Annotated in this window: 12 protein-coding genes; 9 read left to right on the forward strand and 3 right to left on the reverse strand. The window is 40.5% G+C overall.

The window, feature by feature from the left end; genetic code table 11:
* Position 1 precedes the first annotated feature (1 nt).
* Positions 2 to 3058: a formate dehydrogenase-N subunit alpha gene (gene fdnG, locus L5B83_RS06140; protein ID WP_265777884.1), complete on the reverse strand. Its 3057-nt coding sequence runs from the start codon at positions 3056 to 3058 to the stop codon at positions 2 to 4.
* Positions 3059 to 3327: 269 nt separating this feature from the next.
* On the opposite strand from fdnG, the gene fdhD reads away from it, so the two are divergent.
* The 4 genes from fdhD to L5B83_RS06160 all read left to right on the forward strand — a co-directional run bounded on the left by fdhD (position 3328) and on the right by L5B83_RS06160 (position 7220).
* Positions 3328 to 4155 carry a formate dehydrogenase accessory sulfurtransferase FdhD gene (gene fdhD / locus L5B83_RS06145; protein WP_265777885.1) on the forward strand — a complete coding sequence of 276 codons (828 nt, stop codon included), beginning with the start codon at positions 3328 to 3330 and terminating at the stop codon, positions 4153 to 4155.
* An 82-nt stretch (positions 4156 to 4237) separates the two neighbouring features.
* The gene (locus L5B83_RS06150) at positions 4238 to 4453 is read left to right on the forward strand and encodes a cation transporter (protein ID WP_265762091.1); all 216 of its coding nucleotides are present in this window, start codon (positions 4238 to 4240) and stop codon (positions 4451 to 4453) included.
* A gap of 113 nt (positions 4454 to 4566) precedes the next feature.
* A complete protein-coding gene (locus L5B83_RS06155) occupies positions 4567 to 6765 on the forward strand; it encodes a copper-translocating P-type ATPase (protein ID WP_265778389.1) in 2199 nt (732 codons plus the stop codon).
* A complete protein-coding gene (locus tag L5B83_RS06160; protein WP_250351707.1) occupies positions 6765 to 7220 on the forward strand; it encodes a DUF441 domain-containing protein in 456 nt (151 codons plus the stop codon). Before L5B83_RS06155 ends, L5B83_RS06160 begins: the two co-directional genes overlap by 1 nt.
* 115 nt (positions 7221 to 7335) lie before the next feature.
* Here the strand turns inward: L5B83_RS06160 and smpB are convergent, their stop codons facing one another.
* Positions 7336 to 7818, reverse strand: a complete 483-nt coding sequence (gene smpB, locus L5B83_RS06165; RefSeq protein ID WP_250350539.1) for an SsrA-binding protein SmpB — start codon at positions 7816 to 7818, stop codon at positions 7336 to 7338.
* A 129-nt stretch (positions 7819 to 7947) separates the two neighbouring features.
* Between smpB and ubiD the strand changes: the two genes are divergently transcribed.
* The gene (gene ubiD, locus L5B83_RS06170) at positions 7948 to 9417 is read left to right on the forward strand and encodes a 4-hydroxy-3-polyprenylbenzoate decarboxylase (protein ID WP_265777886.1); all 1470 of its coding nucleotides are present in this window, start codon (positions 7948 to 7950) and stop codon (positions 9415 to 9417) included.
* Between the two features lie 527 nt (positions 9418 to 9944).
* Positions 9945 to 11786, forward strand: a complete 1842-nt coding sequence (locus tag L5B83_RS06175) for an acyltransferase family protein (RefSeq protein ID WP_265777887.1) — start codon at positions 9945 to 9947, stop codon at positions 11784 to 11786.
* A 60-nt stretch (positions 11787 to 11846) separates the two neighbouring features.
* Here L5B83_RS06175 and L5B83_RS06180 read toward each other — a convergent pair whose 3' ends face one another.
* Positions 11847 to 12959 (reverse strand): pyridoxal phosphate-dependent aminotransferase, encoded by a 1113-nt coding sequence (locus L5B83_RS06180; protein WP_265777888.1) that lies wholly within the window; start codon positions 12957 to 12959, stop codon positions 11847 to 11849.
* A gap of 99 nt (positions 12960 to 13058) precedes the next feature.
* On the opposite strand from L5B83_RS06180, the gene L5B83_RS06185 reads away from it, so the two are divergent.
* The 3 genes from L5B83_RS06185 (at position 13059) to L5B83_RS06195 (ending at position 15061) form a co-directional block, all read left to right on the forward strand.
* Positions 13059 to 13592, forward strand: coding sequence for a YgiW/YdeI family stress tolerance OB fold protein (locus tag L5B83_RS06185; RefSeq protein WP_265777889.1), 534 nt, complete (start codon positions 13059 to 13061; stop codon positions 13590 to 13592).
* Between the two features lie 133 nt (positions 13593 to 13725).
* Positions 13726 to 14376: a thiaminase II gene (tenA, locus tag L5B83_RS06190; protein ID WP_265777890.1), complete on the forward strand. Its 651-nt coding sequence runs from the start codon at positions 13726 to 13728 to the stop codon at positions 14374 to 14376.
* 19 nt (positions 14377 to 14395) lie between these two features.
* Positions 14396 to 15061, forward strand: coding sequence for a response regulator (locus L5B83_RS06195; RefSeq protein ID WP_265777891.1), 666 nt, complete (start codon positions 14396 to 14398; stop codon positions 15059 to 15061).
* Position 15062 lies beyond the last annotated feature (1 nt).

The raw sequence follows: 15062 nt of genomic DNA on the forward strand, positions 1-15062 counted from the left end.
ATTATGCCCCCACTTTCTCAATATTTACCAACATACATTTTGATTCTGGGGTTTGTGTATTTGCATCACCTGCACGAATCGTTAGGTTGTTGGCAAAGAAGCCTTTTTTGCTTACCCCTGAGAATCCCCAGTGAATTGGAATACCTACGGTATGCACCGGTTTTCCATCGGCCATTAATGGACGGATACGTTTTGTAACTACGGCGACTGCTTTAATATAGCCACGTTTTGAGCTAACTTTAACGTAATCCCCGTTATTAATGCCTTTCTCTTTTGCGAGTGCTTCACCAATTTCAACAAATTGCTCTGGCTGTGCAATCACATTAAGTAGCACATTTTTTGTCCAGAAGTGGAAATGCTCGGTGAGGCGATAAGTGGTGCCGACATAAGGGAATTCCGCAGAAGTACCAATGTCTGCTTTATCACTTTCTAAAATACGCGCCACAGGGTTGGAGATCACATTTGGATGCAATGGGTTTGTGCCAATTGGTGTTTCAATCGGTTCATAATGCTCTGGGAACGGACCATCAGCCATACGTTCACGGACGAATAAACCACTCACCCCTTCTGGTTGCATAATAAATGGTAGGGTAGGACTGTTCGGTGGGGCTGTGCCAAAGTCAGCCACGTCCACATAGTTCCAGTTTTTGCCATTCCATTTAATTAGCTGGCGTTTTGGATTCCAAGGTTTACCGGATAAATCCGCACTTGCACGGTTATAGATAATTCGGCGATTCATCGGCCACGCAAAGCCCCAACCTAGGGTATTACCTAAGTTAGATGGATCCGCGTTATCGCGATTCGCCATTTGGTTCCCTTTTTGTGTCCATTGACCCGTATAAATCCAGCACGCACCAGAGGTGCTACCGTCATCACGCATTTGCGCGAAACTTGATAGCAGATCGCCTTTTTTCAAGATGACATTACCGTTGGCATCAAGCAGATCTTGTAAGGCGTAGCCGTTCATTTCTTTTGCCACTTCTTCTGCTTTTGGCTCAAGTGGGTTGTCATACTGCCAGCTCATTGCCTCAAGACTATCAAGGGATACGCCACCTTCTTTGTGGTAAAGCTCGATTAATGCTGCTCTTAATTCAGAAAGAATCTCGCCATCACTTTTTGCTTCAAATGGTGGTTCAACAGCTTTCCAGTGCCACTGTAACCAACGCCCAGAGTTAGCGATTGAACCGTGTTCTTCCACGAAACAAGTTGTTGGTAAGCGGAATACTTCGGTTTGAATTTCTTCTGTTTTCACGTCATTAAATTCACCGTAGTTTTTCCAGAATTCAGAGGTATCCGTGATTAACGGATCCATAATCACTAAGTATTTTAACTTACTTAAGGCTTTAATGATTTTGCCTGAATTTGGATAAGAGGCAACAGGGTTCATCCCTTGGCAGAAATAACCATTTACGCGCCCTTGATACATTTCTTCAATGTAACGGAACTGATCCATACCGCCTTTCGGTAATTTTGGTAAATAATGATAGCCAAATTCATTTTCTTTGGTTGCTTTTTCACCAAAGAAGGTTTTGAGCATACTTACCATAAATTTTGGAGTATTTTGCCAGTAATTGACCTGATCTTTCATCATTGTTTTTGGCGTAATGCGGTTTAGGAAACTTTCTAAACTGGTATCCGCTTCGGTTGGCAATGGAATATAACCGGGCAACATATGTGGGAATAAACCTAAATCGGTGATGCCTTGTACATTTGAGTGACCACGCAACGCATTCACGCCTCCACCTGAAACGCCGATGTTACCGAGTAATAGCTGGATCATCGCCATAGTACGAATATTTTGTGAACCCACCGTATGTTGTGTCCAACCTAATGCGTACATAAAGGTTGCCGCTTTGTCAGGCGCAGAGGTTTTTGCAATTTCTTCACAGAATTGTAAGAAACTTTTTTGTGGTGTCCCAGTGATGCGTTCTACCATCTCAGGCGTATAGCGAGAAACGTGATCTTTTAACAGATTAATTACGCAACGCGGGTGTTGTAAGGTGAGATCACGAATTGGCTGACCTTCCGCATCAAATTGATAACGCCAAGTTGAACGATCATATTTACGCGTTTCAGGATCATAACCTGAGAATAAACCGTCTTCAAAGGTGAAGTTTTCATCAACAAGGAAGGCTGCATTCGTATAATGTCTAACGTATTCGTGTTGAATTTGATCTTTTTCTAATAAATAACGAATAACGCCAGATAAAAATGCAATATCTGTACCAGAACGGAGTGGCATATAAATATCTGCAACTGAAGCTGTACGGTTAAAGCGTGGATCAACCACCATTAACTTCGCACCATTTTGTTTTTTCGCTTCAATCGCCCAACGGAACCCAACAGGGTGAGCTTCCGCTGCGTTACCGCCCATTACAATGACTAAATCGGAATTTTTAATATCAACCCAGTGGTTGGTCATCGCACCGCGACCAAATGATGGAGCAAGACTTGCTACCGTTGGTCCGTGTCAGATACTCGCTTGGTTGTCGGTATAAATCATCCCGAGTGAACGAACAAATTTTTGCGTTAAGATACCTGTTTCATTGCTACAAGCCGATCCGGCTAAGAAACCAGCGGTCATCCAACGATTAACAGGGGTACCATTTTCATTGTTTAACACAAAGTTAGCATCGCGGTCTGCTTTCATATGTTTAGCGATACGTTCAATGGCTTCTTCCCAAGATATACGTTTCCACTCCGTTGAGCCTGCTTCACGCACTTCAGGGTATTTCACACGACGAGGGCTGTTTACATAATCTAATGCACCAGCCCCTTTAGGACAAAGCGCGCCACGGCTCACTGGATGATCGGGGTCACCTTCAATATGATAAAGTTTACCCACGCTATTTTTTGCGCCATCACCTAAGCTGTATAACAACATACCACAGCCTACGGCACAATAGGTGCAGGTATTACGGGTTTCTTTACCGCGTAATAACTTGTATTCGCGAGGTGCTGCTAAAGCGGTTGCTGGGGCAAAGCCCAACATCGCCGCAGACGTCCCTGCCATACCACCTGCACAGATCTTAAAGAACTTTCTTCTTGTGACCTGCATAGAGATGCTCCTTAACCAACAAAATTGTTGTGTTATTGTGTAGTAGATTTGTTTTTTATAGATATTCGTTTGGGCTAACTGAATTGTTCACATTTTTTATTTACCAAATAAACAACGGTAAGTCGCACATTTTCACCGATGAAATAATTCAGTTACAGTATAGTTTGTTGTCAAATCGTATTACAATTAGCACAACATAATACTGTGGCTAGGATACGCCTTTTCACACCTAAAATCTATAAGTAATCTTGATTAGAAAGGAAAAATTCTTGAGCTGGATCACAAAATCAACAGTTAATTTTTTCAAAAAATTAACAAATAATAAACATTCTCAACACATACCAATTTGGCAAGAAAAAGAAGAAATACTCGCAATAGAAACCCCTGTCGCCTTGGTTTATAACGGTATTAGCCACACAGTAATGATGTGTTCCCCGCAAGATTTAGCGGATTTTGCCCTAGGGTTTTCCTTAACCGAAGGCATTATCGAAAAGCCCGCGGATATTTATGGGATTGATGTTGAAGAAACCTGCAATGGCATTGAAGTACAGATAGAAATTGCCACACGTTGCTTTGTCGCGCTCAAAGCGCGTCGCCGCACCTTAGCCGGGAGAACGGGCTGTGGCATTTGTGGCACAGAACAGCTTGATCAAATTCATAAAAACTTTCCTATTTTACACCGCACTTATGTTTTGGATATTTATCGCCTTGATGATTGTCTGAAAAAATTACACTCAGCCCAACAGCTTGGGCAACAAACAGGCTCAACGCACGCGGCTGCCTTTTTTGATTTACAAGGTAACTTGCTTGCTATTCGGGAAGATGTTGGTCGTCACGTGGCTTTAGACAAATTGCTAGGTTGGCACGCCAAACAGCCAAAGCAACAAGGTTTTGTCTTAATTTCTAGCCGAGCTAGCTATGAAATGGTGCAGAAAGTTGTGAGTGCAGGCATTGAATGCTTAGTCGCTATCTCAGCCGCAACAGCACTTGCTGTACAACAAGCTCAACAAAGCCACCTGACTTTAATTGGTTTTGCCCGAGAGGGCCGGGCGACCGTTTACACTGGTAAAGAGCGGGTGGATTTTGCAGAGAATTGACTTTTAAAGGGAATGACAGAGCCTTGACTCTAACCCTATGTTAAGGTTTATGCTACAACCAAATTTTTACTAGAAGGACAAAATGATGAAAAAAACTGTTTTAGCATTAAGTGATTTATCTTGCCAGCATTGCGTGAAATCTGTACAAAAAACGTTAGATAATATTGCGGGCGTGCAACGTGCAGAGGTGAGTTTGGATAGCGCCGTTGTAGAGGGAGAGGTTGATCCACAAGTGTTGATTGATGCCATTGTTGAAGCAGGTTATCAAGCACGCCTTGCCGATACGCCGGCAAAGTAAGTTCACTACCCGAATCTTCCACAGAAATTTCTCCCCCTGATCCTGTGGTAGTGGGCGAGCATCAGGATCAGGTTACGCTTTTACTTGATGGCTTAAGTTGTGCCGCTTGTGTGATGAAAGTACAAAACGCCTTACAAGCCGTGCCACAGGTTGTGCAAGTGCAAGTCAATTTAGCGGAACAAACCGCCTTAGTCAGGGGTAATGCCACGCCACAGTCTCTCGTTACTGCCGTACAACAAGCAGGTTATGGCGCGGAAGTGGTGAATGATGATGCGGTGCGAGCGGAAAAACAGCAATGTAAAACCACGCAAGAAGTGAACCGGCGTAAATGGCAAGGCATAATCGCCCTTGGCTTAGGGGCGATATTAATGCTTTGGGGGTTACTTGGCGGCACAATGAGCGTTAGCCAAAACAATCGTGCCTATTGGTTGGTTGTGGGAGTGCTGGTTTTGCTGATAATGATTGTTACAGGCAAACATTTCTATCAAAAGGCTTGGCAAAATCTCTTTCATCGTACCGCTACAATGGATACTCTTGTAGCATTGGGAACGGGGACGGCTTGGCTTTATTCAATGGTTGTTTGTGTTAAGCCCGATTTTTTCCCGGAGAATGCACGCCATTTATATTTTGAAGCGGCGGCGATGATTATCGGTTTTATCAATTTAGGTAAAATGTTTGAAGCAAAAGCGAAACAACATTCTTCACAGGCATTGGCACGCTTGCTTGATCTGACGCCTAAAACGGTGCATTTGATGACATCACAAGGCACGCAAGACATTCCCCTTGCGGCGGTGAAAGAAGGAATGTTATTACGCTTGCAAACAGGCGAACGTGTTGCCGTGGATGGAACAGTTACCGAAGGGCAAGGCTGGTTTGATGAAAGTATGCTGACCGGCGAACCTCTCTCAGTGCAAAAGTACGTTGGGGATAAAATTAGTGCTGGCACGCTGATTTCAGATGGCACGGTGATTTATCGCGCAGAACAAATTGGTGAGCAAACGACGCTGGCAAATATCATCAAATTAGTGCGTCAAGCACAGAGTAGCAAACCAAAAATAGGGCAACTTGCCGATAAGATTGCCGGTATTTTTGTCCCGATTGTGATTGGCATTGCGTTACTGGCAGGCTTGATTTGGTATGTTTTCGGGCCTGACCCACAATTTTCTTATAGTTTGGTGATCTTTACTACTGTACTTATCATTGCTTGCCCTTGTGCTTTAGGGTTAGCTACGCCAATGTCGATTATTTCAGGGATTGGGCGTGCGGCAGAATTGGGGATTTTAGTGCGTGATGCCGATGCCTTACAAAAAGCCGCCAGTGCCGATACGATTGTGTTTGATAAAACAGGCACGCTGACAAAAGGTTCGCCAAAAATCACCGCACTTTATTGTTTTAATGATTATTCAGAAAAACAAGTTAGCCAGCTTGCAGCAAGTTTAGAGCAAGGATCAAATCACCCGTTAGCAAAAGGCATTGTGCAGTTTAATCAAGAAAAACAAGGTGAGATCAAACCACTCAACGCCTTTACCACGTTGCAAGGTTTAGGTGTGCGTGGGAAAGTGGAAACATTTGAATTATTACTTGGTAATCAAGCCTTAATGATACAGCAAGGGGTGGATATTCAACCTGCAATGGCGATATGGCAACAGCAAACAGCAAGCGGAGCAACGGTGGTGTTTTTCGCGATAAATCAGCAATTAGCTGGGGTGTTTGTAATAAGCGATCCGCTAAGAGAAGATTCAGTTCAAGCGTTACAACGCTTGCATAAACAAGGTTATTATTTGGTGATGATTACGGGAGATCAAGACAAAACGGCTCGTTCTTTGGCACAAGGTACAGCGATTGATAAGGTGATCGCTGGCGTTTTGCCTGCTCAAAAAGCCCATATTATCAAAGCATTACAACAAGAAGGGCGTAAGGTTGTAATGGTCGGGGACGGCATTAATGATGCCCCCGCCCTTGCACAGGCAGATGTGAGTATTGCAATGGGAAGCGGCTCAGATATTGCCATTGAAACCGCAGAATTAACCTTAATGCGACATCATATTTCTGCGGTGGCAGATGCACTTTGTCTTTCTAAAGGCATTTTACGCAATATGAAGCAAAATCTGTTTGGCGCATTTATTTACAACCTCTTAGGCATACCCATTGCGGCTGGTTTGTTGTATCCCTTGTTTGGTATTTTGCTTAACCCGATGATCGGTGGGCTTGCTATGGCGTTATCTTCTATTACTGTGGTGAGTAATGCCAACCGTTTACTTACCTTTAAAGTAGAATGTGCGGTGCTTTTTTTTGAATTTTTGAGGCAATGATGACATTACAATTTAACGCAATCGCCTTGCTATTGGTGATTTTGATTTTACTTGGTGTGTTAGGTAACAACAGCTCAATCACCATTTCGGCAACGATTTTGCTATTAATGCAGCAAACCTTTTTAGCCAAATATATCCCCTTTATGGAAAAATATGGTCTAAATATCGGCATTATTATTCTTACTATTGGCGTGCTTAGCCCAATTATTTCAGGCAAAATTCCCTTACCAAGTTTTACTGAACTGTTGAACTGGAAAATGTTTTTAGCCATTGCAGTGGGGGTGCTGGTCGCGTGGTTTGGTGGGCGAGGGGTAAATCTAATGGGCGCACAACCCACCTTGCTCACAGGTTTATTGGTTGGCACGATTTTAGGGGTTGCTTTTGTTGGCGGTATTCCGGTGGGGCCATTGATCGCAGCGGGGATTTTGTCGTTGTTTTTAGGGAAAACGGGGTGAAGATAACTCGTTAAATAGAAGATAAATCCTTAAATAAAAAATTAGCCCCTGTTTTGACAAGGGCTAATTCAAAAATTTGCTAATTTCTCACCGCACTTATATTATCGAAGTGACATTAATTTCGCATCGCATTTTTCATAATACGATCTTTCGCCACTTGCCATTCGCGATCTTTAATATCGTTACGTTTATCCACCTGTTTTTTCCCTTTCGCCACGCCGATTTTAATTTTCGCCCAAGGGCCTTTCCAATAAAGAGAAAGGGCAACGATGGTAAACCCATCACGATTTGCCTTGCCGAATAATGACGCTAATTCTCGCTCTTTTAGCAATAATTTACGGGTACGCGTTGGATCGCACACAATATGCGTTGATGCCACACTTAACGGCTGAATCGTTGCCCCGAATAGATAGGCTTCACCGTCTTTGAAAATAATATAGCTATCGCTAATATTGGCTTTGCCTGCACGCATTGATTTCACTTCCCAGCCTTGCAAGGAAAGCCCTGCTTCGATTTCATCTTCAATAAAATACTCGTGTCTTGCACGTTTATTTAGGGCAATGGTATTTGATGTTTGTTTTGTTTTTTTCTTTGTCATTTTTATACATTTATTCTGATAAAATTGTCGCCCATTCTACCCAATCTAGGGAAAAATCGCAAAAGCACTTGCGTTGCAAAGCAATCTTTATAACAATGATGCCACAATTTTTGCATTGAGTAAGTATTGATGAAATATAAGAATTTACGCGATTTTTTGCAGCTGTTAGAAGAACAAGGTGAATTAAAACGCATTTCGCAAGAAATCGATCCTTATTTGGAAATGACCGAAATTTCCGACCGCACTTTGCGTGCGGGAGGACCGGCGTTATTATTTGAAAATCCAAAAGGGTTTGCGATGCCTGTGTTGTGTAACTTATTCGGTACGGCAAAGCGTGTGGCGCTTGGAATGGGACAGAATGAGGTGTCAGCATTGCGTGAGGTGGGCAAATTACTTGCTTTCCTTAAAGAACCAGAACCGCCGAAAGGATTTAAAGATTTATGGGCAACATTGCCACAATATAAACAAGTGCTAAATATGCCAGCAAAAGTGCTAAATAAAGCCCCTTGTCAGGATATTGTCCTCCGTGGTGATGAAGTCGATTTATATCGTTTACCAATTATGCAATGTTGGAAGGAAGACATTGCCCCTCTTATCACTTGGGGATTGACTATCACCAAAGGTCCCAACAAAAAACGACAGAATTTGGGGATTTACCGCCAACAGCTTATCGGCAAGAATAAATTGATTATGCGCTGGCTTTCGCATCGTGGTGGCGCATTAGATTTCCAAGAATGGAAAGAGCAACATCCTGATAAGCCTTTTCCTGTTTCTGTGGCATTGGGGGCTGATCCTGCGACAATTTTAGCCGCGGTAACCCCTGTGCCAGATAGCCTGTCTGAATATGCCTTTGCGGGATTATTGCGTGGTAATAAAACCGAAGTGGTGAAATCAGTGAGTAATGATCTTGATGTGCCAGCCAGTGCGGAAATTGTCTTGGAGGGCTATATTGAACCGAATGAAACCGCGTTAGAGGGGCCATACGGCGATCACACGGGATACTATAACGAGCAAGAATATTTCCCTGTGTTTACCGTTACTCACATTACAATGCGGCAAAATCCGATTTATCACTCCACTTATACAGGACGACCACCTGATGAACCAGCGATTTTAGGCGAGGCATTAAATGAAGTGTTTATCCCTATTTTGCAAAAGCAATTTCCTGAAATTGTGGATTTCTATTTACCTCCCGAAGGCTGCTCCTACCGTCTTGCCGTGGTGACAATGAAAAAGCAATACGCAGGACACGCCAAGCGCGTAATGATGGGGGTTTGGTCTTTCTTACGTCAATTTATGTACACCAAGTTTGTCATCGTGTGTGATGATGATATTAATGCAAGAGATTGGAAAGATGTGATCTGGGCGATCACTACTCGCAGCGATCCAGCACGAGATTGCACCATTGTGGAAAATACCCCAATCGATTATTTAGATTTTGCTTCGCCGATTGCCGGACTAGGCTCTAAAATGGGGATTGATGCCACAAATAAATGGGCAGGCGAAACGGATCGCGAGTGGGGAGTACCAATTAAAAAAGATCCTGAAGTGGTCAAGCGAGTGGACGAAATTTGGCAAAGCCTAGGTATTTTCGATTAGTGATTGATTAAGGCTTATTAATCTTTTTAGCAGCAGTAGATTAAAATTTGGGGAAGTGGTTCAAAGCCCTATGCGATAAAGCTTTAAGCCACTTTTTATAATATGAATAAAAAAGGGACTACCCCTTGATTTTTAAAGATAGGTCATATATGAATATGCTGAACATCGAACATCGAACATCGAACATCGAACATCGAACATCGAACATCGAACATCGAACATCGAACATCGAACATCGAACATCGAACATCGAACATCGAACATCGAACATCGAACATCGAACATCGAACATCGAACATCGAACATCGAACATCGAACATCGAACATCGAACATCGAACATCGAACATCGAACATCGAACATCGAACATCGAACATCGAACATCGAACATCGAACATCGAACATCGAACATCGAACATCGAACATCGAACATCGAACATCGAACATCGAACATCGAACATCGAACATCGAACATCAAACATCAAACATCAAACATCAAACATCAAGTATCGTTCAGAAATTGATGGATTGCGAGCTATTGCGGTTATTTCGGTAATTATTTTTCACTTGAATAGCAATTGGTTACCGGGCGGGTTTCTTGGTGTGGATATATTCTTTGTTATTTCAGGTTACTTGATTACTAAAATTATCACGACGGATATTGAAAATAATCAGTTTTCTTATAAGGATTTCTACAATCGTAGAATAAAGAGAATTTATCCTATTTTCATTTTTGTTATGATGATCTGTTCCTTGTTAGGAGCATTACTTTTTACCTATCAGGATTTCAATACGTTAAGAAAAGGGATAGAGTTTTCTTCGATATTTTTTGCCAATATCTTTTTTGCAAAAAGGCAAGGGTATTTTGAGCTTGATTCCTCAAATAACCCAGTGTTACATATTTGGTCATTGTCTGTAGAAGAGCAATATTATTTGATATTTCCTCTTTTACTTATTTTGGGATTCAAGCTGTTTTCAAATAGAAAAGTCTTCTTTTATATAATTAGCTTTTTATTTTTATCGAGTTTATCACTAACGTTTATCCCTAATACTTATTATACAAAGTATATTAATATCTATTATTTATCTCAATTACGCTTTTTCGAGCTTTTAATTGGTTCAGGGTTATCACTTTTTATACCTCCACAAAGATTTAATAAGAAATTAGCAGATCTCTTCTCTTTTATTTTTGTTCTAATTCTTATTTTTTGTTTATTTTGTTACTCAGATGAAATGCCTTATATTCCCGGCGTTTCATTATTACTACCCTGTTTCAGTGTGGCTATGATTATTTATTTTTCAGAGCGTGGTTTCTGGATAAAAAAAGTGTTAGGCTCAAAGATTATGGTAAAAATAGGATTGTGGTCTTATTCTTTATATTTATGGCATTGGGTTATTATTACCTTTACTCGCTATATGTTTTCGGCTGAGGCTCAAACAACTGTTATATTGATTATCCAAATATTCCTTATTGTTGCTATTTCTCTTATAGGATATTATTTTCTTGAAAAGCCTATTCGTTATTCTAAATTAAATTTTAAACAATCATTTGTATTTATTTATCTTATTCCATCATTAGTGATAATTGGCTCAAACTATTATATTAGAAATGAAATTAGAGATTGGGAAAAAACATTTAGAACTGATTCAATTTATCAATCTAGCTCCGAGTTAGAGAAGAAAGTGATTGTTATTGGTGATTCCCATGCAGGACATTTAAGAGGATTTTTAAATTATTTAGGACATAAGGAAGGATGGAAAGCAAATATCCTTGATGATATTCACCCTAAAGATGACTCTTGTAAATTTAATTTTGAGCTAAAAAATGTTTTATCTTCAAAAGAGGTAATGTGTTTTAATAATTTGGATGAAGAAATAAAAAATTATCCTATTGTATTCGTTAGCTTTTTCTATGATCTTTATTCGGGCGATTATCCTGTTCCTCGTTCTAATCCAAAGGATTATATCGTGGATAATTTTTATTATAAATTTGAAGCATTTATTCGACATTTAGCAAAAACAAAACAGGTATATGTATTTAGTAATGTACCAGCAATTAGTTATTCGCCTTTACGTTATTTCCGTGTAAAAACATTGGGGTTGGAAAATTATTTATTACCAATTACTACAATGGGAGATATTCAAGAAAGTAATCAAAAAATATTTTCAGCGATACAAAATATTCCTCATGTAGAATGGATTGATATTGTTCCTTATTTACCAAAAGAATTTTATACAAAAGATAAAGTTGTTTATTATGATCAAGACCATTTAACTGAATATGGCTCTTATCGTATTGGCGTTGAGTTTGCTAAAGAACATAGGCTATTATCTTCCGATTTGCTTGAGCAGCTTTATCATAGAAAATGATAACCTATAAATAATGCCCCATTGGGGCATTATTTTAGAGAACACTGTATAAATTTCATTTTACATACCAAGCCACCGCTTCATTCGCGCAACCCCTTCGCGTAAATGTTCAATATCTCTGGTATAAGCAAAACGTAAGTAGTGCTTTGTGCCATTTTCACCAAAATCAATCCCGGGAGTTGCCGCAACTTGAATTTCAGCCAGCATTTTTTTGGCAAATTCATAGCTATCTTGGGTGTAAGCAGACACATCTGCCCAAAGATAAAATGCGCCTTGCGGTTTAAATTCAATGTTAAACAGTTGTTTTAGTTCTTCATAAAGAAAATCTCGGCGTTGTTTAAACTTGGCTTTAATTTGGTTTAGATAGTCATCATCAAAGGCTTCTAATGCGGCGTATTGGCTTAATGTGGGTGCTGAAATAAAAATATTTTGCGCCACAATTTCTGCTTCTCGGGCTTTTGCTTCTGGCACAATAAGCCAACCTAAACGCATTCCCGGCATACAAAAATACTTAGAAAATCCGTTGATCACATAGGCATTAGGATTAAATTGCAAGGCTGTGGCGGCTTGTTCATCATAAACTAAGCCGTGGTAAAGTTCATCGGAAATAAAATCGATTTGATTGGCAACGCAATATTCATTCAGCGCTTGCAGGCGTTCAGGGGTATAAATATTGCCCGTAGGGTTAGCGGGCGAGGAAATTTGTAAGGCTTTGATTGGGCGATTGACAAGTTGTTGCGGGGAAAGCTGATAACAATCTTGTTTATCTACCGGGATAAATTCAGGCTCAATATCCATCATATAAGCAAAATTTTTATAGCACGGATACGCAGGATCGGTTAGCCCCAGTTTATCTCCTTGGTTAAGCGTTAAGGCATAGGCGACAAGAAATGCGCCACTTGTGCCGGGGGTAAGAATAATGCGATGTGGTGCAATATCCACTTGATAAGTGCGGTGATAAAATTCACTAATTTTTTCACGCAATGCCGGTAAGCCAAGGCTTTCTGTATAACTAAATTGATTGTCTGTAATGGCTTGTTGTAAGGCGTGTTTCACTTTCGGAGATGGGGGTAAATCTGGTTGGCCAATTTCAAAATGAATGGCATTCGGGTATTTCGCCGCTTCACGCACAATATCCATTACAATAAATGCCGACATATTTTCACAACGCATTTTTTTTCCTTTTTTGCCTATCTTAAGATTCTCTTAATATTTCTTTGTTTTAATCTTTCCAGCAAGACAGCCGTCTTGCCATTTGAAAGGAGTGTAACAATGAAAAAACTTAGTTTAGCAACAATTTTACTATTATCAACTGCTAGCCTTATGGCGAGTGCAGAAAATTTGCCAACAACGAGTGAACAATCCCCTGAGCGAGAGCAACAGACAGTACAACCTGTGTCAAATACGGAAAAAGGAGAAAAAGCACAAGAAAAACATCACCATAAGCATAAAAAAGCCCATAAAATGCACGGAGGGTTTGTTGATCCTAATAATCCGCAAGCTCAAATTAAGGGTAAAAAATCCGTGATGAATAATTTACCAATAAGCCAAATTAGCCAGCAAGCGTCTTGGGAAGATGAGCAACATCTTGTTTTACAAGGCCATATTGTCAAACAACTAAGCAAAGATGATTTTTTATTCCGTGATAAGAGCGGAGAAATTGAGCTAGAAATTGAACCTCGTGCGTGGCGTGGTAAAACCATTACCCCGAACGATGAGGTAAAAATTTTGGTTGAAGTAGATAAATCCGACAAAAAATTAGAACTGGAAGTTCATCGCATTATGAAAGTTGCTAAAAGTGATTAATTGAGAAAAGATTTCATTCGCAAATTTATTTTTTTAGGCTAAACTCAATGGGACATTTTCTCTCATTGGGTTTATGTGGTAAATGGGACAAGATGGCATTATTTACTTCAATATAAAAAAAAAGGAAAATCAAATGCTTACCGTAGAAAACTTGATCGCCCAAAGCCAGCCGTATTGGGATAATTATATTCATCATTCTTTTGTTCAACAATTAAGTCAGGGGACACTGGCTAAAAAATGTTTTCAGCACTACTTGCAGCAAGATTATTTATATTTATTTCAATATAGTCGCGCCTTATCTTTAGGTATTTTTAAAGCAGAAAATTTTGCTGAAATTTTGATCGCACATCAAGCGAATGAGGTGTTATTGAAAGAAACTCAGCTACACGTTGCTTTTTGTAAAGCGTGGGGCATTTCAGAAGAGACGTTGCATCAAGTGCAAGAATCAACCGCTTGTGTGGCTTATACGCGTTATGTTTTAGATTGTGGAATGAAAGGGGGATTGGCTGAGCTTTATACCGCACTCGCACCCTGTATGCTAGGTTATGCGGAAATAGGCAAAATATTGAGTCAGCAAACGCCAGTGGCAAACAATCCTTATCAACAATGGATTGATACTTACGGAGCAGAGGATTTTCAGCAGGCAGCACAACAATTTATGACGATGTTAAATGGATTATTTATCGATCTTTCCCACAAACAGCAACAGAGCTTACAGCATATTTTCACTACCGCGACACGAATGGAAATTGATTTTTGGCAAATGGGATTGGATTTAAGCTAAGTAAAGTGCGGTTAAAATTATGCGAATTTTATTAATTGAAGATGATCCTTTAATTGGTGATGGGCTTAACATTGGGTTGAGTAAATCGGGTTTTAGTGTCGATTGGTTTAAAGAGGGGGAAAGTGGTATGCAAGCCTTGCGTTATGCCCCTTATGATGCGGTAGTGCTCGATCTCACCTTGCCGAAAAAAGATGGCTTGCAGGTGTTGAACCAATGGCGCAAGGAAAATCAAGATGTGCCAGTGCTAATTTTAACCGCACGAGATAGCTTGGAACAACGGATTGAAGGTTTACAACTTGGGGCGGACGATTATCTTGGTAAACCTTTTGCTTTGGCTGAAGTGGTGGCTCGCTTGCAAGCCTTAATTCGTCGCCGTTATGGACAAGCACAATCTTTTCTTCAGCACGGCATCGTGAGCCTTGATCTTGGACAGCATAAAGCCTTTTTACGCAACCAAGAGATCGCTCTCACGGGAACGGAATATAAGTTACTTGAGCTATTTATGCATAATAAAGAGCGGGTACTTTCTCGTAGCTTTATTGAGGAAAAGCTTTACACTTGGAATGATGAAGTGAGCAGTAATGCATTAGAAGTGCATATTTACAATTTACGCCAAAAATTAGGCAAGCCTTTCATTCGCACTGTGCATGGAGTAGGCTACGCGCTTGGAATGATGGAGGAATAAA

The organism is Avibacterium sp. 21-599 (assembly GCF_026226765.1).
Classification (GTDB): Bacteria; Pseudomonadota; Gammaproteobacteria; order Enterobacterales; family Pasteurellaceae; genus Avibacterium.

Bases quoted from the DNA above. Each gene is read 5' to 3' on its own strand.
- L5B83_RS06150 (WP_265762091.1), top strand. From the start codon at position 4,238: ATGATGAAAAAAACTGTTTTAGCATTAAGTGATTTATCTTGCCAGCAT.
- L5B83_RS06155 (WP_265778389.1), top strand. From the start codon at position 4,567: ATGAAAGTACAAAACGCCTTACAAGCCGTGCCACAGGTTGTGCAAGTG.
- L5B83_RS06160 (WP_250351707.1), top strand. From the start codon at position 6,765: ATGACATTACAATTTAACGCAATCGCCTTGCTATTGGTGATTTTGATT.
- smpB (WP_250350539.1), bottom strand. From the start codon at position 7,818: ATGACAAAGAAAAAAACAAAACAAACATCAAATACCATTGCCCTAAAT.
- ubiD (WP_265777886.1), top strand. From the start codon at position 7,948: ATGAAATATAAGAATTTACGCGATTTTTTGCAGCTGTTAGAAGAACAA.
- L5B83_RS06180 (WP_265777888.1), bottom strand. From the start codon at position 12,959: ATGCGTTGTGAAAATATGTCGGCATTTATTGTAATGGATATTGTGCGT.
- L5B83_RS06185 (WP_265777889.1), top strand. From the start codon at position 13,059: ATGAAAAAACTTAGTTTAGCAACAATTTTACTATTATCAACTGCTAGC.
- tenA (WP_265777890.1), top strand. From the start codon at position 13,726: ATGCTTACCGTAGAAAACTTGATCGCCCAAAGCCAGCCGTATTGGGAT.
- L5B83_RS06195 (WP_265777891.1), top strand. From the start codon at position 14,396: ATGCGAATTTTATTAATTGAAGATGATCCTTTAATTGGTGATGGGCTT.